We start from the raw sequence: 20,421 nt of genomic DNA, 5'->3' as shown, positions 1-20,421 counted from the left end.
CGAACGAGTCCTGACTGATGGCCCTTATTTCGGAACATATCGAAGGCGACACCCGGGATCGTATTCTCGAGGTGGCCGAGCGGCTGTTCCGCCAGATCGGCTACCAGAAGACCACGGTCGGGGACATCGCCAAGGAGCTCAGGATGAGCCCCGCCAATGTCTATCGCTTCTTCGAATCGAAGAAGGCGATCCATCAGGCGGTGGCCCGTTCGCTGATGGGCGAGGTCGAGCTGGAGGCGCAGCGGATCGTGGCGCGGCCCGGTCCCGTGCTCCCGCGTTTCCGCGAGCTGCTCACCACCATCCATCGCATGAACACCGAGCGCTATGTCGGCGACAACAAGCTGCATGAGATGGTGGAGATCGCGATGCAGGAGGACTGGGAGGTCTGCGTCGCCCATATGGAGCTGATCACCACGACGATCGCCCAGATGATCGCGCAAGGCGCGGCCTCCGGCGAGTTCGCCGCGCCGGATCTGCAACTGGCCTCGATGTGCGCCTGCACCGCGATGATGCGCTTCTTCCACCCTCAGATGATCGCCCAGTGCACCACCAAGCCCGGCCCGACCATCGACCAGATGATCGATTTCGTCATCGCGGGTCTGTCCCCGCGCCCCTGACGGGCGGGGAATTTCTCCTGTAAGCAGGCTGAGCGCCCCAGACCGACCGGCTGGTGGCAGGCGAGGACGGGCAGGGGAAGCCAGCGTGACCGACAAAGATCTGTACTTCTACGAGCCATCCAAAGGCCACGGCCTCAAGCACGATCCCTTCAACGCCATCATCGCGCCGCGGCCGATCGGCTGGATCTCCTCACGCGACACCAAGGGCCACGTCAATCTGGCGCCCTACAGCTTCTTCAACGCATTCTGCTACGTGCCGCCGATCATCGGCTTCTCCTCCACTAACTGGAAGGACACGGTCTCGAACATGGAGCAGACCAGGGAGTTCGTCTGGAATCTGACCACCATGGACCTCGCCAAGCAGATGAACGCGACCGCCGCGCATGTCGGACCCGAGGTCGACGAGTTCGAGCTCGCCGGCCTAACCGCCGTACCGGGCAAGCTCGTCAACGTGCCGCGTGTCGGCGAGAGCCCGGTCGCCTTCGAGTGCAAGGTGTCCGATATCGTCCGCCTCAAGGGCGCCGACGGCAAGGAGGCCGACGCCTGGCTGACGCTCGGCGAGGTCGTCGCCGTCCACATCGACAAGGCCATGATCAAGGACGGCGTCTACCAGACCGCCGCTGCTCGCCCGATCGTGCGCGCGGGACGCCGCGGCGATTATTTCGAGATCAAGCCGGAAAACATGTTCGAGATGGTCCGGCCGGATTAAGGCCGGCGCTTCTCTCTCCACCGTCATTCCGGGACGCGCCGTCAGGCGCGAGCCTGGAATCCATACTCCTGATCGTGGTTCTGGATTCCGGGCTCACGCTTCGCGTGCCCCGGAATGACAGCTGGGCCTCCCACCCCAACCCCTCCCCGGAACTGCCCCCACGCCCTGGCCGTTATGGTCCCCGGGGCGGCCGCCCGGCCGCGTCAATTCGCTTCTTTTTGCCGGCGAAGTGTTCACTTACCCCCGTCACTTTCCGCTAAAATGCCCGACAACCGCGCCGTTGCATGAGGTCCGCCATGAGCTTCCGCCGCGACACCATCACCAAGCCGATCTTCTCCTGGGCGCGCGGCGTGCTGCCGGCGATGTCCGACACCGAGCGCGAGGCGCTGGAGGCCGGTGACGTCTGGTGGGACGCCGATCTCTTCACCGGCAATCCCGATTGGTCGAAGCTGCTCAAAATCGCACCGGCCAGATTAACGGACGAGGAGCAGGCCTTCCTCAACGGTCCCGTCAACGAACTCTGCGCCATGCTCGACGAGTGGAAGATCTTCTGGGAATGGCGCGACCTGCCCCAGGACGTCTGGGCTTTCATCAAGCGCGAGAAGTTCTTCGGCATGATCATCCCGAAGGAGTTCGGCGGCCTCGGCTTTTCGCCCTATGCGCATTCGGAAGTCGTGCGCAAGCTCTCGACCCGCTCGATCGCGGCGGCCGTCACCGTGATGGTGCCGAACTCGCTTGGACCCGGCGAGCTTCTGCTGCACTTCGGCACCAAGGAGCAGCAGGAGCGCTGGTTGCCACGCCTCGCCGATGGCCGTGACATTCCCTGCTTCGGCCTCACCAGCCCCGAGGCCGGCTCCGATGCGGCGTCGATGATCGACACCGGCATCATCTGCAAGGGCACCTTTGAAGGTCGCAAGGTCGTCGGCCTCAGGCTGAACTGGCACAAGCGCTATATCACCCTGGGCCCTGTCGCGACGCTGCTTGGGCTGGCGTTCAAGGCCTACGATCCCGATCATCTCGTGGGAAGCCAGGAAGAGCTCGGCATCACCGTGGCGTTGATCCCGACTCATTTGCCCGGCGTCGAGATCGGCCAACGCCATCTGCCGTCGATGCAGGTGTTCCAGAACGGCCCGAACCGGGGCCGCGATGTCTTCATTCCGCTCGACTATGTCATCGGCGGCCAGGAGCGGCTGGGGCAGGGCTGGAAGATGCTGATGACGGCGCTCGCCGCCGGCCGCGGCATCTCGCTGCCGTCGCTGTCGGCGGCCGGCGCCGCCTACGCGGCGCGCACCACCGGCGCCTATGCCCGAATCCGCGAGCAGTTCGGCATCTCCATCTCCAAGTTCGAAGGCGTCGAGGAGCCGCTGGCGCGCATTGTCGCCACCGCCTATCAGCTCGACGCGGCGCGGCGGCTCACCTGCGCGGCGCTGAACGCCGGCGTTCATCCCGCCGTCATCTCCGGCATCATGAAGCTGCATGCGACCGAGCGAATGCGCACCGCTGTCGACGACGCCATGGACATCCATGGCGGCAAGGCCGTGATCGACGGACCGCAAAACTATCTCGGCAATCTACACCGCGCCGTTCCCGTCGGCATCACGGTGGAGGGCGCCAACATCCTGACCCGCAACCTCATCGTGTTCGGGCAGGGCGCGATTCGCGCGCATCCCTATCTGCTCGCCGAGATGACCGCGCTTGCCGACACCGACCGCGACCGCGGGCTCACCGCGTTCGACAAGGCGTTCTGGAAACATGTCGGCCATAGCTTCGAAACGCTCTTGCGAGCTTTCGGCCGGAGCTGGACATTCGGTGCCTTCGCTCCGGCACCGAACGCAGGCGACGCCACGCCGTTCTATCGCCAGCTCTCGCGTTACTCCGCCGCGTTCGCGCTCTGCGCCGACATGGCGCTGCTCACGCTCGGCGGTGCACTCAAGCGCAAGGAGATGCTGTCGGCGCGCTTCGGTGACATCCTGTCCGAGCTGTACCTGTTATCGGCGGCGCTGAAACGCTGGCAGGACGAGGGCCGCCAGAAGGAAGACTTCGCCGCGCTGGAATGGTGCATGGCGACCGGCTTCAAGACAATCGAAAACAGGCTTGCGGAAATCCTCGCCAATCTGCCCAACCGTTTCGTCGCCGGCTTCCTCAAGCTCGTGATCCAGCCGTTCGGCGCCCGCGTGCTCGGCCCGTCCGACCGCGTCGTGCACCAATGCGCTGGCATCGTGCTGGAGCCCTCGGCCGCGCGTGAGCGGCTCACGCCGGACCTGGCCCATGTCGATGACGACGGAGGCTTCGCCCGGCTGGAGCGCGCGTTCACGCTGGTCACGGGCACCGACGCCATCGCCAAGCGCATGCGCGCGGCGCACATCCGCGACTGGAAGGACGCCGTGGCCAAGGGCGTGATCACGCAGGCCGAAGGCGAGCAGCTTGCCGAGGCTCACGAAGCCGTCACAAAAGTAATCGAGGTCGACGATTTTGCGCCGGAGGCGCTGTCGCCGATTTACAAGAAAACCGGAGATGTGCATCAGTTCTTTCAGGAACTCGGTGAACAGAGGGCGGCGAGCTGATGGCACGACCGGTTTTCATCGTCGACGGCAGCCGGACGCCGTTCTTGAAGGCGCGCTCGGGGCCCGGGCCGTTCACGCCGGTCGATCTTGCCGTGCAATGCGGACGGCCGCTGCTGGCGCGCCAGCCGTTTTCGCCGGATGATTTCGACCAGGTCATCCTCGGCTGCGTCAACGTGATCGCGGACGAGATGAACCCGGCTCGCGTCGCCGCGCTCCGGCTCGGCATGGGCGAGGACATGGTCGCCTTCACCGTGCAGATCAACTGTGGCTCCGGCATGCAATCGATCGATACCGCCTACCGCTACATTCGCGAGGGCCACGCCGACATGATCCTCGCCGGCGGTACCGAGGCGCTCAGCCACGCGCCATTGGTCTGGCCGAATTCCGGCGTGCGCTGGTTTGCCGGCCTTGCCACGGCCAAGGGCATCGCCGCGAAGGCCGCCGCCGCCTTCAGGCTGCGGCCGCGCGATCTCAAGCCCATCATTGGCCTGGAGCGCGGTCTGACCGACCCCATCACCGATCTGAACATGGGTCAGACCGCCGAAGTCGTCGGCCATCTCTTCGGCATTACCCGCGCACAGTCCGACGCCTACGCCGCCGAGAGCCATCGCCGGCTCGCACATGCGCAGACGGAGGGCTATCTCAAGGGTGAGGTCGAGACCGCGTTCTCCCGTAATGGAAAATTCTTCGACCACGACGACGGCGTACGTCCGGACTCGACGGCCGAGACGCTGGCAAAGCTGAAGCCGGTGTTCGAGCGGCCCTGGGGGCAGGTCACCGCCGGCAATTCCTCGCAGATCACCGACGGCGCCTCCTGGGTGATCGTCGCCTCCGACGCGGCGGTGGCAAAGCACAGACTGACGCCGAAGGCCGCCATCGTCGACAGCAACTGGGCCGCGCTCGATCCCAGCATCATGGGGCTCGGCCCGGTGATGTCGGCGACGCCGCTGCTTCAGCGTAACGGCCTCACTGTTCAGGACGTCGAGACCTGGGAGCTGAACGAGGCTTTTGCGACGCAGGTGCTCGGCTGTCTCGCCGCCTGGAACGACGACAAATTCTGCCGTGATATCCTGGGCCTCGACGGCGCGGCCGGCGAGATCGACCGTGACAAGCTCAATGTCGATGGTGGCGCGATCTCGCTCGGCCATCCCGTCGGCACCTCCGGCAACCGCATCGTGCTGCACCTCGTCAACGCGATGAAGCGGCTCGGCACGCGGCGCGGAATTGCCACCGAATGCATCGGTGGCGGCCTCGGCGGCGCCATGCTGATCGAGGCGGTGTGACCATGGATTCGAAGATCATGACCGCGCTCGGCGATCGCGTGCTGGAGCTGGGACCCAAGCCTGCGGCCGATGGCCCTTACAAGCATTTCAAGCTGACGCGCGATGCCGACGGCGTCGCCTGGCTGCTGTTCGACCGCGCCGAGACAAGCGCCAACACGCTGTCCTCGGACGTGATGGAGGAATTCGACGCCGTGCTCGCGGCGATCGAGACCGAGCGCCCCGCCGGCCTCGTGATCCGTTCCGCAAAGCCGTCCGGCTTCATCGCCGGCGCGGACGTCAACGAATTCCGCGGCGCCAGCGATCCTACGATGGTGGAGACACGCATCCGCGCGGCGCATGCCGTGGTCGATCATCTGGAAGCACTGAAGCTGCCGACGGTTGCGGTGATCCACGGCTTCTGTCTCGGCGGCGGCCTCGAGGTCGCGCTCGCCTGCCAGTCGCGCATCGCCATCGACGGCGCGCGCTTCGGCTTCCCCGAGGTGATGCTCGGCCTGCATCCCGGTCTCGGCGGCACCGCGCGCTTCACCGCGCTGGTCAATCCGGCCCAGTCGATGGCGCTGATGCTGACCGGCCGCACCATCGATGCGCGCCGCGCCAAATCGCTCGGCCTCGTCGACACCGTGACGCAGGAGCGCCATGTCCGGGGCGCGGTGAAAGACGTCCTGTTCGGCCGGCTGAAGCGGGCCAGGCCCGGCCTGCTTACGCGCGCGGCCAATCTCGGGCCGGTGCGTGGCTTGCTGGCCAAGCGGATGCGCTCGGAGGCGGCGAAGGCCGCATCCCGGGAGCATTATCCCGCGCCTTACGCGCTGATCGATCTCTGGGAGACCCATGGTGGCAGCAAGGCCGCGATGCTGAAGGCCGAGCAGGCCTCCTTCGCCAAATTGATGGTGACGCCGACCGCGCAGAATTTGATCCGCGTGTTCTTCCTGCGTGAGCAGATGAAGAAGACGACGGGCGGCGGGAATACGATCAAGCAGGTCCACGTCATCGGTGCCGGCGCCATGGGCGGGGATATCGCCGCCTGGGTAGCCGGGCAGGGGATACGCGTCTCGCTCGCCGACATGAAGGCGGAGCCGATCGCCGGCGCGGTGAAGCGCGCGGCCGAGCTCTACGGCAAGATCATCCGCAAACCGACCGAGGTGCGTGACGCGCTCGATCGGCTGATCCCCGACATGGATGGAGAGGGCGTCCGCAACGCGGATCTCATCATCGAGGCGGTGCCGGAAAAATTGGAGCTCAAGCAAAAAGTCTATGCCGGCCTCGAGCCGAAGATGAAGCCAGGCGCGATTCTTGCGACCAACACGTCGAGCATTCCGCTTCAGGACCTGCGCACCACGCTGGCGCGGCCGGAGCGGCTCGTCGGCCTTCACTTCTTCAACCCGGTCTCGCGGCTGCAACTGGTCGAGGTTGTCAGCCATGACGGCAACGATGCACAGGTCCTGAAAGAGGCGCTCGCCTTTGTCGGCGCGATCGACCGTTTGCCGCTGCCCGTGAAGAGCTCGCCCGGCTTCCTCGTCAACCGCGCGCTGACGCCGTACATGCTGGAAGCGATGGTGATGCTGGACGAGAAGATCGACCAGCGCCTGATCGACGCCGCCGCCGAGCAATTCGGCATGCCGATGGGGCCGATCGAACTGGCCGACCAGGTCGGGCTCGACATCTGCCTCGACGTCGGCGACATGCTGCGCACCAGGTTCGGCGATCTCTTGCCGCCGACACCGGCTTGGCTGCGCGAGAAAGTCGCCAGGGGCGAGCTCGGCCGCAAGACCGGCAAGGGCTTCTACACCTGGAAGGACGGCAAGGCGGAGAAGGCACCGCTGGCCGAGACCGGCCCGCGCGTCACCGACCAGATGATCGACCGGCTGGTGCTGCCGATGTCCAATGTCTGCGTCGCGGCCCTTCGCGAAGGCATCGTCGATGATCCCGACGCCGTCGACGGCGCGATGATCTTCGGCACCGGCTACGCGCCCTTCCGCGGCGGGCCGCTGAATTATGCGCGCACGCGCGGGGTGGAGAATGTCGTATCCACCATGCGCGCGCTGGCCGAGCGGTTCGGCGCGCGCTTTGCGCCCGATCCGGGCTGGGACAATTTCAAGTGAGGACCATATGACTGACGAGTCCGACACCGAACCGAGCGGCGATCTCTGCATCCGCACGCTGGCGATGCCCGCCGACACCAACGCCAATGGCGATATCTTCGGCGGCTGGCTGCTGAGCCAGATGGACGTCGGCGGCGGTGTGTTCGCATCGAAGGTGGCGAGATCTCGCACCGTGACGGTGGCGATCGAGGCGATGAATTTTCGTAAAGCGGTCTATGTCGGCGATCTCGTTTCCGTCTACGCCAATCTCGTGCGCGTTGGTCGCACCTCGATGACCGTGCACCTCGAAGCCTGGGCGCTGCGGCGCAGGGAGCTTCGGCCGATCTTGGTGACCGACGGCAATTTCACCTATGTCTCGATCGACGACGAGGGACGTCCGCAGGCGATCCGTCGGGATGATCCGCCGATCGCGACGTAGTCGCGCGCGGCGCTCTGTCCCATCTCACGAAGATGTGCAGGGCGGCCAAACGCGGCGTGACTGAGTCAACGCGTCGCGGCTTCGCCAACAACCAGTCATAAAACGGATGAGGTCCCCAAGTACTTAATTGCACGTCGATTCGGGGTGGAAACCGGCTGATTTGCCTGAGGAACTTTTGGGCAGAGATCCGGTTATTTGCCCGCATTGAGGAATCTACGGGCCATGCCGGACAGCTACATCATCGAAGTCAATTCACAGACCGCGGGTATCGTCGTTCGCGGCCAGGGCGGATACTGCTTCTTCGCCTCGTCCCACCAGTTCAACCGCCTTGAAGGCCAGCTCTTCCGCAACGCCCGCGAAGCCGAGCGCGCCGCGCGCAAGCTGGTTAACGGCGATGTGAGGGAAGCGGCGTAATAGTCGATGTCATTCCGGGCCCGCGCCTTTCGGCGCGTCCCGGGACGACACCGCCCATCACAACTTCGTCGCAGCCCGCGACAACAGCTTCCAGTCGTCGCCCTGCTTCTGCCAGTTCATCAGGATGTGAAGGTTGGTCGGCACTTTTTTCCCATCGGCCGCCATCTCTTGTTCCGCGATCCAGTGAAAGCGCACGATCGCGGCGGGACCGACGACCTTGATGGTCGGCTCCTTGTATTCAATCGACAGGAACTTCGACTTGCCGTCGGTGGCATTTGTGATGAAGGTCGCCTTGTCCTCGACCTTGCCGCTGGAATGGCTGTAGCTGAGATCGTCCCAGCACAGCGCGGCGAGCGCCTTGGGGTCTGCCGCGATCTGGGCGAGGCGGAAGGCCTCGACCTTCTTTGCCACGGCGTCCTCGTCGGCCGAGGCCGCCAGTGCTGGTGTCGTGACAGCGAGCGCTGAGACGGCAAAAGCTGAGACGGCAAGCGCAGAGACTGCGAGAGTCGAGAGAACCAGATCGCGTCGATTGATCGTCATCGTTTCCTCCTTTTTTGATCTTGCATGGAGTGTTGCAGCCGTGCGCCGCTTTGTCGAGTGTCCGTGACGGTCATATCGATGTGTCATTGCGCGATGGAGCCTGTATTGATACGTCTTTCGCATTGATGCATCGCGCATCGGGGAAAGTACGGAAATGATCGAGGCTCTCGGCAAGCACATGAGCAAGGCATTGCTGTTCGACATCGACGGTACGCTCGCCAATACCGACCCGCTGCACCTGAAGGCCTTCAACCAGGTGCTGGGGCCGTGGACATGTGTTCGATCACGCGCGCTTCTCAAGGGAGCTGCAAGGTTTTTCCAATGTATCGATCGGCGAGCGCTTCCTGGCCGATGAGGCGCTGGACAAGCGCGCGGAGATCCTCGGCGAGAAGGAGCAGGTCTTCCGCACGCTCGTCGCCGGGCAGATCGAGCCGCTGCCTGGTCTGATGGCGCTGCTCGACCTGGCGGATGGCGCGGGCATTCCTATGGCCGCGGTAACCAACGCGCCGCGCCTGAATGCCGAACTGCTGCTTTCCGGTCTCGGCATCACGCATCGCTTCAAGGCGATCGTGATCGGTGACGAGCTGCCGCACGGCAAGCCGCATCCGCTGCCCTATCAGGAGGGACTGCGCTTCGTCGGCGCCATCGCGGCCGCCTCCATCGCGTTCGAGGATTCCCGCTCCGGCGTGCAATCGGCGGCCGCCGCGGGCATTCCGACCATCGGAATCCGCACCAGCCTCAGCCATGCTGACCTTGTTGGATCAGGCGCAGTCGCGTCCGCCAGCGCCTTCGACGATCCGGATCTGCTCGCGCGTCTCGCCGCCGCGATGGCATGGTGAGAGGCGGCCGTTAACCGTGATCGGCGTCCGCATTGACCGCAGCTGCGAACCGCCGCACCATGCGGCATCCTGATTTGAGGCCATCGCCGTGACCGGATTGACCCATCGCCAAGCAGAAATCCTCAACATCGCGCGTGCTTCGGGCCGTGTCATGGTGGAGGAGCTGGCGCGCAAGTTCGAGGTCTCGGCGCAGACCATTCGCAAGGATCTCAACGATCTCTGCGAGCGCCGCTCGCTGACCCGCATCCATGGCGGCGCGATCATCGCGTCCGGCGTCGAGAACCTTGCTTACGAGGCGCGGCGCTTCGTCGCCGCCGACGAGAAGAAGGCGATCGGGATTGCGGCCGCCTCGCTGATCCCGAACGGTTGCTCGCTCTTCATCAACATCGGCACCACCACCGAGGAGGTGGCGAGCGCGCTGACCTCGCACGAGGATCTCCTCGTCATCACCAACAACCTCAATGTCGCGATGCTGCTCTACCGACATCCTCGCATCGAGGTGGTGGTCGCCGGCGGCACGGTGCGGCGTGCCGACGGTGCCGTGGTCGGCTCGACCGCGACGCAGCTGATCGGACAGTTTAAGGTCGATTACGCCATCATCGGCGCGTCGGCGATCGACGAGGAGGGCGCGCTGCTCGACTTCGACTATCGCGAGGTGCAGGTCGCGCAAGCCATCATCGCCAACGCCCGCAGCGTCATGCTGGTTGCCGATTCCACGAAACTCCGTCGCAGCGCGCCGGTGCGCATCGCCCATATCAGCCAGATCCAGACCTTCGTGACCGATCAGGAACTGCCCGAGCGCCTCGCCACGATTTGCCACAGCAAAGGCATCGAGGTGATGGCGGCAATGCCGAAAGGGGCGGGGGAATCGGATGAGACAGCAGCGGAGCCACCTCAAGACCCGGGTTCGGTCGTCCGCCTGCGATAGCGGGAGGCGTCCTAACCTGCTGCTGGTTTCCACGGGTTGAGTAGCGTCACACCCGTAGGTTCGAAATCCCCAACATTGCGCGTAACAACCGTCAAGCCGTGAACAAGCGCGGTTGCCGCGATGAGAGCATCGCGTTCAGCCTTCGGATTGGGAATGTGAAGTTGCGCACAACGCTGTGCCACCACCGTATCAATGGCCAGGATTCGCCCTTCGAAACGAGCTAGAACCTGATCGTCGATCCACGTGCGCAAGACAGCCCCCTGCGCCGCGTCCTTGCGCGCGATCAGGCGCGCGCCAAGTTCGATTTCGAGAATCGAGATCGCCGACATGAAAAAATTCGCAGCGGGAATCGCATTGGCCCAGGCGACGACATTGCGATCCGCTTTGTCAGGTCGCCTCAGTTCGGAGATGACATTGGTGTCCAGCAGAAACATCAGTCGAGATCGGCGGGCTTCAAGACTCCGCCGGACACGCGGGGCGGATCGAACTCGAAGTCCGTGTTCGCCTGCGCCAGAGCTTCGGCAAGGCTCATGTGCCCGCCGCTCAGGCGCAAATAATCCTCGATCGTCAGCAGGACATGAGCCGGGCGGCCGCGATCCGTAATGAAGACGGGTCCCTGCGAGGCGGCTTTCTTGGCGCCGCTTGTATCCTGGTTGAACTCTCGGCTGGTCAGGGTGGTCACCATCTTCAGCTCCTCCACGCCGTGGTTAGACTTACCAGCGCGAATTATATGTAGATATGTTGCTACATTCAATATCCGCATCGGGCCGCGGGATGGTCATGCCCCCCATGCCGATCCATCGGACCATTTGCTCTCGAATTTGGCCATTTCTCTGCCGATTTCTCCGCCAGCCGCCCATAAAAAATGTTTTGCTTTCACTTCCCGTCTCCTGTCTTTCATCTTGCTTTCGGTTTTCGGTGTGATCTAATCAAAAACGAAAGTAGCTGCTCGAAGGAACGAGCGGTGCGCCGGGGGATGCGTCTGTTGGAGCGGATATTCGACCTCGCCATCATCGGAGGCGGCGTTAACGGCTGCGGCATCGCGCGCGACGCGGTGGGCCGCGGCAACAGTGTCTTCCTGTGCGAAATGAACGATCTGGCGAGCGGGACGTCGTCCTGGTCGACCAAGCTGGTGCATGGCGGACTGCGCTATCTCGAATATTACGAGTTTCGCCTGGTCCGCGAGGCGCTGATCGAGCGCGAGATTCTCTGGGGCATCGCGCCCCACATCATCCGTCCGCTGCGTTTCGTTCTGCCGCATCATGCCGGCCTGCGCCCGGCCTGGCTGCTGCGCCTCGGCCTCTTCCTGTATGACCACATCGGTGGCCGTCACCTGCTGCCCGCAACCCGCTCGGTCGATCTGCGGCGCGACGAGGTCGGCCGCCCGCTGATCCCCAATCGGTACAGCCGCGCATTCGAATATTCCGACTGCTTCGTCGATGACGCGCGCCTCGTGGTGCTGAACGCACGCGACGCCGCCGACAAGGGCGCCGAGATTCGCACCCGCACCCGCGCCACCGAAATCCGCCAGTCCGACGGCATCTGGACGGTCAGCATGGTCGATACGCTGACCGGTGCACGCTCGCAGGTCCAGGCGCGCGCGCTGGTCAATGCGGGCGGTCCCTGGGTCGAGGACGTGCTCGGCCGTGGCGCCGGTGTGAATGCGAAGGCCAAGGTGCGCCTGGTGCAGGGCTCGCACATCGTCGTGAAGAAACTCTACGACCACGATCGCGCCTACATGTTCCAGAACGCCGACGGCCGCATTATCTTCGTGATCCCGTACCAGGACGATTTCACGCTGATCGGGACCACCGACCGCGACTATGACGGCGATCCTTCCAAGGTGAAGGCGACGGTCGAGGAGATCGAGTATCTCTGCAAGGCCGCCAGCGAATATCTCGCCAAGCCGGTGACGCCCGAGGACGTGGTCTGGACCTATTCCGGTGTGCGTCCGCTCTATGACGACGGCGCCAGCGAGGCCAAGGCTGCAACCCGCGACTACGTGTTCGAGCTCGACATGCCCGGCAACGCGCCGCTTCTGTCGATCTATGGCGGCAAGATCACGACCTATCGCCGTCTCGCTGAAGAGGCGCTGGAACGGCTGGCACCCTATCTTCGCAGTGCGAAAGCGCGCGAGGGCTGGACCGGCAAGGCGCCGCTGCCCGGTGGCGACATGGGTGTGTCCGACGTGGACGGCCTGATCGCCGAGCTCCAGCGCGGCTATCCCTTCATCAGCTACGAGCACGCGCGGCGCCTTGCGCGCGCCTATGGCACCAGGGCGTCCAAGCTGCTCGGCGACGCGAAATCGGCCGCCGATCTCGGCCAGGCCTTTGGCGCGACGCTGACCGAGCGCGAGGTCCGCTACCTCATGGCCAACGAATGGGCCGTCACCGCCGAGGACGTCGTCTGGCGCCGCTCCAAGCTCGGCCTGCGACTATCTGCCGACGAGATCGCGGCTTTGAGCGACTGGATCGCAGCCCATGGTGTGCGGCAAAGTCCCCTGCTGGAAGCAGGAGGTCGCTCATGACCGTGACACTCGATCACGTGACCCGGACCGTCGACGGTATCGAGCACATCCGCGACGTCTCGCTGACGCTCGAGAGCGGCACGCTCAACGTGCTGCTCGGGCCGACGCTGTCGGGCAAGACCTCGATTATGCGGCTGCTCGCCGGTCTCGACAAGCCGACTGCGGGCAAGGTGCTGGTCAACGGCAAGGACGTCACCGGCGTCGACGTGCGCAAGCGTTCGGTCGCGATGGTCTATCAGCAGTTCATCAACTATCCCTCGTTGACGGTCTACGAGAACATTGCCTCGCCGCTGCGCGTGCAGGGCAAGCCGCGTGACGAGATCGAGACGCGCGTGGCGGAAGCCGCAAGGCTGCTGCGGCTCGAGCCGTTCCTGAAGCGCACACCGCTTCAGCTCTCCGGCGGTCAGCAGCAGCGTACCGCGATGGCGCGCGCGCTGGTCAAGGGCGCCGATCTCGTGCTGCTCGACGAGCCGCTCGCCAATCTCGACTACAAGCTCCGCGAAGAGCTGCGCGCCGAACTGCCGCGCATCTTCGAGGCCTCGGGCGCGATCTTCGTCTATGCCACCACCGAGCCGACCGAAGCGTTGCTGCTCGGTGGCAACACGGTCTGCATGTGGGAAGGCCAGGCGCTCCAGATCGGCGAGACGCCGAGCGTCTACCGCCGGCCGCAGACGCTGCGCGTCGCGCAGGTGTTCTCGGATCCGCCGCTCAACCTCGTCGGCATCGAGAAGAAGAACGGCTCCGTGCAATATGCGGGAGGCATCGCCGCGCCTGCCTCCGGCCTCTATTCCTCTCTCGCCGACGGCGCCTATCGCGTCGGCTTTCGCGCCCATCAATTGGCGCTCGCCAACGGCGAGGCCGACCGCCACGCCTTCCACGCCACGGTGACGGTAACCGAAATCACCGGTTCGGAGAGCTTCGTGCATTTGACCCGCGACGGATCGAACTGGGTTGCGGTGTTGCATGGCGTGCACGAATTCGAGCCCGGCCAGACGTTGGATGCGGTGCTCGATCCCAATGATGTCTTTGTGTTTGATGCCGCTGACCGGTTGGTCGCGGCACCAAGCTCGTGAGGGAGATGCGACATGGCCCGCATTGACCTCGTCGATCTCGCCCACTCCTACGGCGGCAACGACGCGCCGCAGGACAGCTTTGCGCTCAAGCCGGTGACCATGACCTGGCGGCAGGGCGGCGCCTATGCGCTGCTCGGCCCAAGCGGCTGCGGCAAGACCACGCTGCTCAACGTCATCTCCGGCATCATCACGCCGTCGCGGGGAAAAATCCTGTTCGACGGGCAGGACATCACTCCGCTGTCAACCCAGAAGCGCAACATCGCCCAGGTGTTCCAGTTCCCGGTGATCTACGACACCATGACGGTGGGGCAGAACCTGGCGTTTCCTCTGAAGAACCGCGGCGTGCCGAAGGCCGAGATCGACAAGCGCGTCACCGAGATCGCCCGCCTACTCGATCTCGAACCCTATCTGAACCGCAAGGCGACGCGGCTCACCGCCGATGCCAAGCAGAAGATCTCGCTCGGTCGCGGCCTGGTCCGTTCCGACGTGGCCGCCGTGCTGTTCGACGAGCCGCTGACGGTGATCGACCCCGAGCTGAAATGGCAGCTGCGCTCCAAGCTGAAGGCTCTACATCGCGAGCTCGACCTCACGATGATCTACGTCACCCACGACCAGACCGAGGCGCTGACCTTCGCCGACACCGTCGTCGTCATGCATGACGGCCGCGTGGTGCAGAGCGGCACGCCCGCCGAGCTGTTCGATAAGCCGGCGCACACATTCGTGGGCTATTTCATCGGCTCGCCCGGCATGAACATCATTCCGGCCGAGGTGAGGGGTCGCGAAGCCAAGGTCGGCGGCCACGTCATTGCGCTGGGCCGCAGCTATGACAAGCTTCCGGCGGGCGCGAAGATCGAAATCGGCGTTCGTCCCGAATTCGTCGACGCGGTCGCGCCGGCTCCCGGCCTGCTTACGGCAAAGATCGAGCGCATCGACGATCTCGGGCGCATCCGTTTCGCCCGCACGCGCCTCGGCGACGCAAAGCTCGCGGCGCGCGCACCTGCGGGATTCACCAGTTCGGACGGCACCGCCGGGCTGAAATTCGACCCGTCGCATATCCACGTCTATGCCGACAGCCTTCTGGTGGAGGGAGCCGCCTGATGGACAAGACCGTCAACCAAAAAGCCTGGTTCCTGGTGCTGCCGGTGTTCCTGGTCGTCGCCTTCTCCGCGGTGCTGCCGCTGATGACGGTGGTGAACTATTCGATGCAGGACACCTTCGGCAACAATCAGTTCTTCTGGAACGGTGTCGGCTGGTTCAAGGAATTGCTCGATCCCTCGACCGACCTCGGCGGCCGCTTCCTCGCCTCGCTCGGACGCAATCTTTTCTTCTCGCTGGTGATCCTCGCCATCGAGGTGCCGCTCGGCATCGTCGTCGCGCTGTCGATGCCGCGCCAGGGCTGGACCGTCGCGGCCTGCCTCGTCATCCTCGCGCTACCGCTGCTGATTCCGTGGAACGTGGTCGGCACGATCTGGCAGATCTTTGGCCGGCCCGACATCGGCCTGCTCGGTTACGTCCTCAACGCCATCGGCATCGACTATAATTACGTCTCCAACGAATTCGACGCCTGGGTCACGGTCATCGTGATGGACGTCTGGCACTGGACCAGCCTCGTCGCGCTGCTCTGCTATGCCGGCCTGAAGTCGATCCCGGAAGCCTATTACCAGGCCGCCCAGATCGACGGCGCTTCGCGCTGGGCCGTGTTCAAGGCGATCCAGCTGCCGAAGATGAACCGCGTGCTGCTGATCGCGGTGCTGCTGCGCTTCATGGACAGCTTCATGATCTACACCGAGCCGTTCGTCGTCACCGGCGGCGGGCCCGGCAATTCCACCACCTTCGTGTCGATTGAGCTGGTCAAGATCGCGCTCGGCCAGTTCGATCTCGGCAAGGCGGCGGCGCTGTCGCTGGTTTACAACCTGATCATCCTGATCGTCTGCTGGATCTTCTACACGGTCATGACCAATGCCGGCACCGACCGGAAGCCGCAGGAAGGAGCCGCGTGATGCACTCGATTCCCGGCCGTCGCGTCATCATGGCGCTGTTCCTCATCTTTCTCATGTTGCCGATCTACTGGCTCGTCAACATGAGCTTCAAGACCAACGCCGAGATCGTCTCGACGATGACGCTGTGGCCGCATACCCCGACGCTGCAGCACTACAAGCGCATCTTCACCGACGAGAGCTGGTATTCCGGCTATATCAATTCGCTGGAATACGTCGTCCTCAACACCATCATCTCGATCTCGGTGGCGCTGCCGGCGGCCTACGCCTTCTCGCGCTACCGCTTCCTCGGCGACAAGCATCTGTTCTTCTGGCTGCTGTCGAACCGCATGGCGCCGGCGGCGGTCTATGCGCTGCCGTTCTTCAATCTCTATTCGGCGATCGGCCTGTTCGATACGCCCTGGGCGGTCGCGCTCGCGCATTGCATCTTCAATGTTCCCTTGGCGGTCTGGATCCTCGAAGGCTTCGTCTCCGGCGTGCCGCGCGAGATCGACGAGACCGCCTTCCTCGACGGCTATTCGTTTCCGCGCTTCTTCATCAAGATCCTGGTGCCGCTGATTGCGAGCGGCATCGGCGTCGCCGCCTTCTTCTGCTTCATGTTCTCCTGGGTCGAGCTCCTGCTCGCGCGCACGCTGACCTCGGTACAGGCCAAGCCCATCGCCGCGATCATGACGCGCACGGTTTCGGCGGCCGGCATGGATTGGGGTCTGCTGGCCGCGGCCGGCGTGCTCACCATCATTCCGGGGGCGCTCGTGATCTGGTTCGTCCGCAATTACATCGCGCGCGGTTTCGCGCTTGGTCGGGTCTGAGGAGGCTCTCATGGAATCCATCGCATGGATGGCCTGGACGCTGCCGACGGCGATCTTCTTCGTCGCGCTCGCATGCACGCTGGCCGTGATGACGTACTTGGCCGCGGTCTATCCCGAAGCCGAGCGCGTCGGCGTGCTCCGCATTCCGACCACACGCGGCGACCGCCTGTTCATCTCGCTGATCACGGCGGCCGTGATCCACCTCTTGTGGATCGCTTTCATGGGCACCGACGCGCTCGCCACGGTGCCGATCGGCGAGGAAGGTTTTGAAATCTCGAGCCTGTGGCTCGCATCAGGAATTTCGCTGGTCACGGCCGCGCTCATCTTCCGCACGGTCTGAAACTCGCGAAGGGACGGCCAGATCCGGGACCAACCCGGGCCTGTACAAAAGTTTGTCGCTGCAACGGAGGAAACAACATGCGACGGTCTAGAAGCAAAGGTCCGCTGACCAAGGTCGGCTTGCTGAGCGTATCAAGTGCGGCAGCCATCATTGCGGTAGCGTTCGCCGTCTCGGCGCCGGTCCGCGCCGCCGACGATGCCGTCATCCAGAAGTGGATCGCGGAATTCCAGCCCTCGACGCTGTCGAAGGACGACCAGAAGAAGGAGCTGGAGTGGTTCGCCAAGGCGGCCGAACCGTTCAAGGGCATGGAGATCAACGTCGTCTCCGAGACCATCACGACCCACGAATACGAAGCGCAGACGCTGGCCAAGGCGTTCTCCGAGCTCACCGGCATCAAGCTCAAGCACGACCTCATCCAGGAAGGTGACGTCGTCGAGAAGCTGCAGACCCAGATGCAGTCCGGCAAGAACGTCTATGACGGCTGGATCAACGATAGCGATCTGATCGGCACCCACTTCCGTTACGGCCAGACCATCGCGCTGTCGGACTACATGACCGGCGAGGGCAAGGACGTCACCGATCCCCAGCTCGACGTCAACGACTTCATCGGAAAGTCGTTCGGCACCGCGCCGGATGGCAAGCTCTATCAGCTGCCGGACCAGCAGTTCGCCAACCTCTACTGGTTCCGCTACGACTGGTTCACCAACCCCGACTACAAGGCCAAGTTCAAGGCCAAGTATGGCTACGAACTCGGCGTTCCCGTGAACTGGTCGGCCTACGAGGACATCGCCGAGTTCTTCACCAACGACATCAAGGAGATCAACGGCGTCAAGGTCTACGGCCATATGGACTATGGCAAGAAGGACCCGTCGCTCGGCTGGCGTTTCACCGACGCTTGGCTGTCGATGGCCGGCAACGGCGACAAGGGCATTCCGAACGGTCTGCCGGTCGACGAGTGGGGCATCCGCATGGAAGGCTGCCGTCCCGTCGGCTCCTCGGTCGAGCGTGGTGGCGACACCAACGGTCCGGCCGCGGTCTACTCGATCACCAAGTACCTCGAGTGGATGAAGAAGTATGCTCCGCCGCAGGCCCAGGGCATGACCTTCTCGGAGTCCGGTCCCGTGCCGGCGCAGGGCAATATCGCCCAGCAGATGTTCTGGTACACCGCCTTCACCGCCGACATGGTGAAGCCGGGCATCGCCGTGATGAACGCGGACGGTACGCCGAAATGGCGTATGGCTCCGTCGCCGCATGGTGCGTACTGGAAGGAGGGCATGAAGCTCGGCTACCAGGACGCCGGCTCCGTGACGTTGCTGAAGTCGACCCCGGCGGATCGCCGCAAGGCAGCCTGGCTCTATCTCCAGTTCATCGTCTCCAAGACGGTGTCGCTGAAGAAGAGCCATGTCGGTCTCACCTTCATTCGTGAATCCGACATCTGGGACAAGTCGTTCACCGAGCGTGCGCCGAAGCTCGGTGGCCTGATCGAGTTCTACCGCTCGCCCGCGCGCGTGCAGTGGACCCCGACCGGCAACAACGTGCCCGACTATCCCAAGCTCGCGCAGCTGTGGTGGCAGAACATCGGCGATGCGTCGTCCGGTGCGAAGACGCCGCAGGCCGCGATGGACTCGCTCGCCGCCGCCCAGGACTCCGTCATGGAGCGTCTGGAGAAATCGGGCGTGCAGAAGGAGTGCGGTCCGAAGCTGCACAAGAAGGAGTCGGCCGAGTACTGGTACGCCAAGGCCCAGAAGGACGGTACCCTCGCTCCGCAGCGCAAGCTCGCCAACGAGAAGCCGAAGGGCGAGACGGTCGACTACGACACGCTGATCAAGTCGTGGCCGGCCCAGCCCCCGAAGCGCGCCTCGCTTCAGTAAGCGACGGCTCATAACGACGAAAGGCCGGGAGCGATCCCGGCCTTTTTTCTTTGTGGCGCATACGTTCCACATTCTCGGTGTCATCGTCCGCGAAGGCGGACGATCCAGTATTCCAGAGACCGGGGTGATTGAACCGAGAAGCCGCGGCGTACTGGATGCCCTGCGTTCGCGGGGCATAACACCGTCATGTGTGGAGAGAAAATTACTCCGCCGCCTGCGCCGCCAGCGTCGGGTAATCCGTGTACCCCTTCGCGCCGCCGCCGTAGAACGTGTTCTTGTCCCAGTCGTTCAGCGCAGCACCCTTCTTCAGCCGCTCGACCAAATCGGGGTTCGAGATGAACGGCTTGCCGAACGCGATGAGGTCGGCGGCGTTGGCGTCCAGCACCTTGGTCGCGAGATCGAAATCGTAGCCGTTGTTGGCGACATAAGCGCCGGAGAAGCGCTTGCGCAGGCCGGCATAGTCGAACGGAGCGATGTCGCGCGGACCGCCGGTGGCGCCTTCGACGACGTGGAGATAGACCAGCTTTAGTGCGCTGAGGCCGTCGACGATATGGTCGTATAAGGCTTGCGGGTTCGAGTCCGAGATGTCGTTGGCCGGCGTCACTGGCGAGATGCGGATGCCGGTGCGGTCGGCGCCGGCCTCGGACACTACGGCCTCGGAGACTTCCAGCATCAGCCGCGCGCGGTTCTCGATCGAGCCGCCATAGGCGTCGGTGCGCTTGTTGGTGCCGTCCTTCGCAAATTGCTCAAGCAAATAGCCGTTGGCGCCGTGGATCTCGACGCCGTCGAAGCCGGCTTCGAGTGCATTCTTCGTGGCGCGCTTGAAGTCGTCGATGATGCCCGGAATTTCGGAGAGCTCGAGCGCGCGGGGCTCGGAGACGTCGGCGAAGCCGCCGTTCACGAAAGTCTTGCCCTTGGCGCGGATCGCGCTCGGCGCCACGGGAGCTGCGCCATTGGCTTGGAGATCGACATGCGAGATGCGGCCGACATGCCAGAGCTGGATATAGATCTTGCCGCCGCGCGCATGGACACCGTCGGTGACCTTGCGCCAGCCGGCGACCTGGTCCTTGGTGTAAATGCCGGGCGTATCCTGGTAGCCTTGGCCCTGCTGCGAGACCTGGCTCGCCTCGGTGATCAGAAGCCCTGCGGAAGCGCGCTGGGCGTAATAGTCGGCGGCGAGTGCACCGGGTACGAAAGTGCCGGGAACGGCGCGGTTACGCGTCAGTGGCGCCATCACGAGGCGGTTGGCCAGCGTGATCGGGCCAAGCTTGTAGGTCTCAAACAATTTGGTCGGACGACTCATGGGAATGCTTCCAGGCGGTGAGAGGTCCGGAACACTTGTGCATTGCGGCAATCAGCGCAAGGGAGGAGCCATACGGAAAGTGCAGGCGAG

At 64.1% G+C, this 20,421-nt stretch carries 19 protein-coding genes and 1 pseudogene; 16 read left to right on the top strand and 4 right to left on the bottom strand.

The genetic code is table 11. The features are described from left to right. Window positions 1-17: 17 nt before the first annotated feature. The 7 genes from FNV92_RS27875 to FNV92_RS27845 all read left to right on the top strand — a co-directional run bounded on the left by FNV92_RS27875 (window position 18) and on the right by FNV92_RS27845 (window position 8,104). Window positions 18-617 (top strand): TetR/AcrR family transcriptional regulator, encoded by a 600-nt coding sequence (locus FNV92_RS27875; protein WP_015688050.1) that lies wholly within the window; start codon window positions 18-20, stop codon window positions 615-617. 85 nt (window positions 618-702) lie between these two features. After that, on the top strand, window positions 703-1,326 hold the full coding sequence (locus FNV92_RS27870; protein ID WP_015688049.1) for a flavin reductase family protein: 624 nt from the start codon (window positions 703-705) through the stop codon (window positions 1,324-1,326). 296 nt (window positions 1,327-1,622) lie between these two features. Then, window positions 1,623-3,890, top strand: coding sequence for an acyl-CoA dehydrogenase (locus FNV92_RS27865; RefSeq protein ID WP_168213538.1), 2,268 nt, complete (start codon window positions 1,623-1,625; stop codon window positions 3,888-3,890). Next, window positions 3,890-5,173 carry an acetyl-CoA C-acetyltransferase gene (locus FNV92_RS27860; RefSeq protein WP_143843714.1) on the top strand — a complete coding sequence of 428 codons (1,284 nt, stop codon included), beginning with the start codon at window positions 3,890-3,892 and terminating at the stop codon, window positions 5,171-5,173. Before FNV92_RS27865 ends, FNV92_RS27860 begins: the two co-directional genes overlap by 1 nt. 2 nt (window positions 5,174-5,175) lie before the next feature. Next, on the top strand, window positions 5,176-7,272 hold the full coding sequence (locus FNV92_RS27855; RefSeq protein ID WP_168213539.1) for a 3-hydroxyacyl-CoA dehydrogenase NAD-binding domain-containing protein: 2,097 nt from the start codon (window positions 5,176-5,178) through the stop codon (window positions 7,270-7,272). 7 nt (window positions 7,273-7,279) lie between these two features. Then, on the top strand, window positions 7,280-7,690 hold the full coding sequence (locus FNV92_RS27850) for an acyl-CoA thioesterase (protein ID WP_143843716.1): 411 nt from the start codon (window positions 7,280-7,282) through the stop codon (window positions 7,688-7,690). A 222-nt stretch (window positions 7,691-7,912) separates the two neighbouring features. Further along, entirely contained in the window at window positions 7,913-8,104 is a 192-nt protein-coding gene (locus FNV92_RS27845) for a hypothetical protein (protein WP_015688044.1), read from the top strand. Between the two features lie 57 nt (window positions 8,105-8,161). Here FNV92_RS27845 and FNV92_RS27840 read toward each other — a convergent pair whose 3' ends face one another. Then, window positions 8,162-8,644: a nuclear transport factor 2 family protein gene (locus tag FNV92_RS27840; protein WP_143843717.1), complete on the bottom strand. Its 483-nt coding sequence runs from the start codon at window positions 8,642-8,644 to the stop codon at window positions 8,162-8,164. Window positions 8,645-8,798: 154 nt separating this feature from the next. Here FNV92_RS27840 and FNV92_RS27835 point away from each other — a divergent pair. Together FNV92_RS27835 and FNV92_RS27830 are read left to right on the top strand one after the other, a co-directional pair. Then, a pseudogene (locus tag FNV92_RS27835) lies at window positions 8,799-9,483 on the top strand (HAD family hydrolase). A gap of 88 nt (window positions 9,484-9,571) precedes the next feature. Then, complete coding sequence (locus FNV92_RS27830; RefSeq protein WP_143843718.1) at window positions 9,572-10,411, top strand: DeoR/GlpR family DNA-binding transcription regulator; 840 nt, start codon at window positions 9,572-9,574, stop codon at window positions 10,409-10,411. Window positions 10,412-10,422: 11 nt separating this feature from the next. On the opposite strand, the gene FNV92_RS27825 is transcribed toward FNV92_RS27830, so the two are convergent. Next, window positions 10,423-10,845, bottom strand: coding sequence for a type II toxin-antitoxin system VapC family toxin (locus tag FNV92_RS27825; protein ID WP_143843719.1), 423 nt, complete (start codon window positions 10,843-10,845; stop codon window positions 10,423-10,425). After that, on the bottom strand, window positions 10,845-11,096 hold the full coding sequence (locus FNV92_RS27820) for a type II toxin-antitoxin system prevent-host-death family antitoxin (protein ID WP_143843720.1): 252 nt from the start codon (window positions 11,094-11,096) through the stop codon (window positions 10,845-10,847). The genes FNV92_RS27825 and FNV92_RS27820 overlap by 1 nt, the downstream gene beginning before the upstream one ends. A gap of 291 nt (window positions 11,097-11,387) precedes the next feature. On the opposite strand from FNV92_RS27820, the gene glpD reads away from it, so the two are divergent. The 7 genes from glpD to FNV92_RS27785 all read left to right on the top strand — a co-directional run bounded on the left by glpD (window position 11,388) and on the right by FNV92_RS27785 (window position 19,028). Beyond that, window positions 11,388-12,938 carry a glycerol-3-phosphate dehydrogenase gene (glpD, locus tag FNV92_RS27815; protein WP_143843721.1) on the top strand — a complete coding sequence of 517 codons (1,551 nt, stop codon included), beginning with the start codon at window positions 11,388-11,390 and terminating at the stop codon, window positions 12,936-12,938. Beyond that, on the top strand, window positions 12,935-14,011 hold the full coding sequence (locus FNV92_RS27810; RefSeq protein ID WP_143843722.1) for an ABC transporter ATP-binding protein: 1,077 nt from the start codon (window positions 12,935-12,937) through the stop codon (window positions 14,009-14,011). The genes glpD and FNV92_RS27810 overlap by 4 nt, the downstream gene beginning before the upstream one ends. Window positions 14,012-14,023: 12 nt before the next feature. Beyond that, complete coding sequence (locus FNV92_RS27805; protein ID WP_143843723.1) at window positions 14,024-15,109, top strand: ABC transporter ATP-binding protein; 1,086 nt, start codon at window positions 14,024-14,026, stop codon at window positions 15,107-15,109. Then, the gene (locus FNV92_RS27800; protein WP_015688035.1) at window positions 15,109-16,011 is read left to right on the top strand and encodes a carbohydrate ABC transporter permease; all 903 of its coding nucleotides are present in this window, start codon (window positions 15,109-15,111) and stop codon (window positions 16,009-16,011) included. The genes FNV92_RS27805 and FNV92_RS27800 overlap by 1 nt, the downstream gene beginning before the upstream one ends. Continuing rightward, window positions 16,011-16,817, top strand: coding sequence for a carbohydrate ABC transporter permease (locus FNV92_RS27795; protein ID WP_143843724.1), 807 nt, complete (start codon window positions 16,011-16,013; stop codon window positions 16,815-16,817). The genes FNV92_RS27800 and FNV92_RS27795 overlap by 1 nt, the downstream gene beginning before the upstream one ends. Before the next feature lie 10 nt (window positions 16,818-16,827). Continuing rightward, window positions 16,828-17,157 carry a DUF2160 domain-containing protein gene (locus FNV92_RS27790; protein WP_015688033.1) on the top strand — a complete coding sequence of 110 codons (330 nt, stop codon included), beginning with the start codon at window positions 16,828-16,830 and terminating at the stop codon, window positions 17,155-17,157. Window positions 17,158-17,234: 77 nt separating this feature from the next. After that, on the top strand, window positions 17,235-19,028 hold the full coding sequence (locus FNV92_RS27785) for an ABC transporter substrate-binding protein (RefSeq protein ID WP_143843725.1): 1,794 nt from the start codon (window positions 17,235-17,237) through the stop codon (window positions 19,026-19,028). A 202-nt stretch (window positions 19,029-19,230) separates the two neighbouring features. Here FNV92_RS27785 and FNV92_RS27780 read toward each other — a convergent pair whose 3' ends face one another. Further along, entirely contained in the window at window positions 19,231-20,331 is a 1,101-nt protein-coding gene (locus FNV92_RS27780; protein ID WP_143843726.1) for an alkene reductase, read from the bottom strand. Window positions 20,332-20,421 lie beyond the last annotated feature (90 nt).

The organism is Bradyrhizobium cosmicum, from assembly GCF_007290395.2.
GTDB classification, from domain to species: domain Bacteria; phylum Pseudomonadota; class Alphaproteobacteria; order Rhizobiales; family Xanthobacteraceae; genus Bradyrhizobium; species Bradyrhizobium cosmicum.
This window is presented reverse-complemented; position numbering and strand designations above follow the sequence as displayed.

Coding starts and splice junctions, on each gene's coding strand:
- FNV92_RS27875 (WP_015688050.1), top strand. CDS start 18: ATGGCCCTTATTTCGGAACATATCGAAGGCGACACCCGGGATCGTATT.
- FNV92_RS27865 (WP_168213538.1), top strand. CDS start 1,623: ATGAGCTTCCGCCGCGACACCATCACCAAGCCGATCTTCTCCTGGGCG.
- FNV92_RS27860 (WP_143843714.1), top strand. CDS start 3,890: ATGGCACGACCGGTTTTCATCGTCGACGGCAGCCGGACGCCGTTCTTG.
- FNV92_RS27855 (WP_168213539.1), top strand. CDS start 5,176: ATGGATTCGAAGATCATGACCGCGCTCGGCGATCGCGTGCTGGAGCTG.
- FNV92_RS27850 (WP_143843716.1), top strand. CDS start 7,280: ATGACTGACGAGTCCGACACCGAACCGAGCGGCGATCTCTGCATCCGC.
- FNV92_RS27845 (WP_015688044.1), top strand. CDS start 7,913: ATGCCGGACAGCTACATCATCGAAGTCAATTCACAGACCGCGGGTATC.
- FNV92_RS27840 (WP_143843717.1), bottom strand. CDS start 8,644: ATGACGATCAATCGACGCGATCTGGTTCTCTCGACTCTCGCAGTCTCT.
- FNV92_RS27825 (WP_143843719.1), bottom strand. CDS start 10,845: ATGTTTCTGCTGGACACCAATGTCATCTCCGAACTGAGGCGACCTGAC.
- FNV92_RS27820 (WP_143843720.1), bottom strand. CDS start 11,096: ATGGTGACCACCCTGACCAGCCGAGAGTTCAACCAGGATACAAGCGGC.
- glpD (WP_143843721.1), top strand. CDS start 11,388: ATGCGTCTGTTGGAGCGGATATTCGACCTCGCCATCATCGGAGGCGGC.
- FNV92_RS27810 (WP_143843722.1), top strand. CDS start 12,935: ATGACCGTGACACTCGATCACGTGACCCGGACCGTCGACGGTATCGAG.
- FNV92_RS27805 (WP_143843723.1), top strand. CDS start 14,024: ATGGCCCGCATTGACCTCGTCGATCTCGCCCACTCCTACGGCGGCAAC.
- FNV92_RS27800 (WP_015688035.1), top strand. CDS start 15,109: ATGGACAAGACCGTCAACCAAAAAGCCTGGTTCCTGGTGCTGCCGGTG.
- FNV92_RS27795 (WP_143843724.1), top strand. CDS start 16,011: ATGCACTCGATTCCCGGCCGTCGCGTCATCATGGCGCTGTTCCTCATC.
- FNV92_RS27790 (WP_015688033.1), top strand. CDS start 16,828: ATGGAATCCATCGCATGGATGGCCTGGACGCTGCCGACGGCGATCTTC.
- FNV92_RS27785 (WP_143843725.1), top strand. CDS start 17,235: ATGCGACGGTCTAGAAGCAAAGGTCCGCTGACCAAGGTCGGCTTGCTG.
- FNV92_RS27780 (WP_143843726.1), bottom strand. CDS start 20,331: ATGAGTCGTCCGACCAAATTGTTTGAGACCTACAAGCTTGGCCCGATC.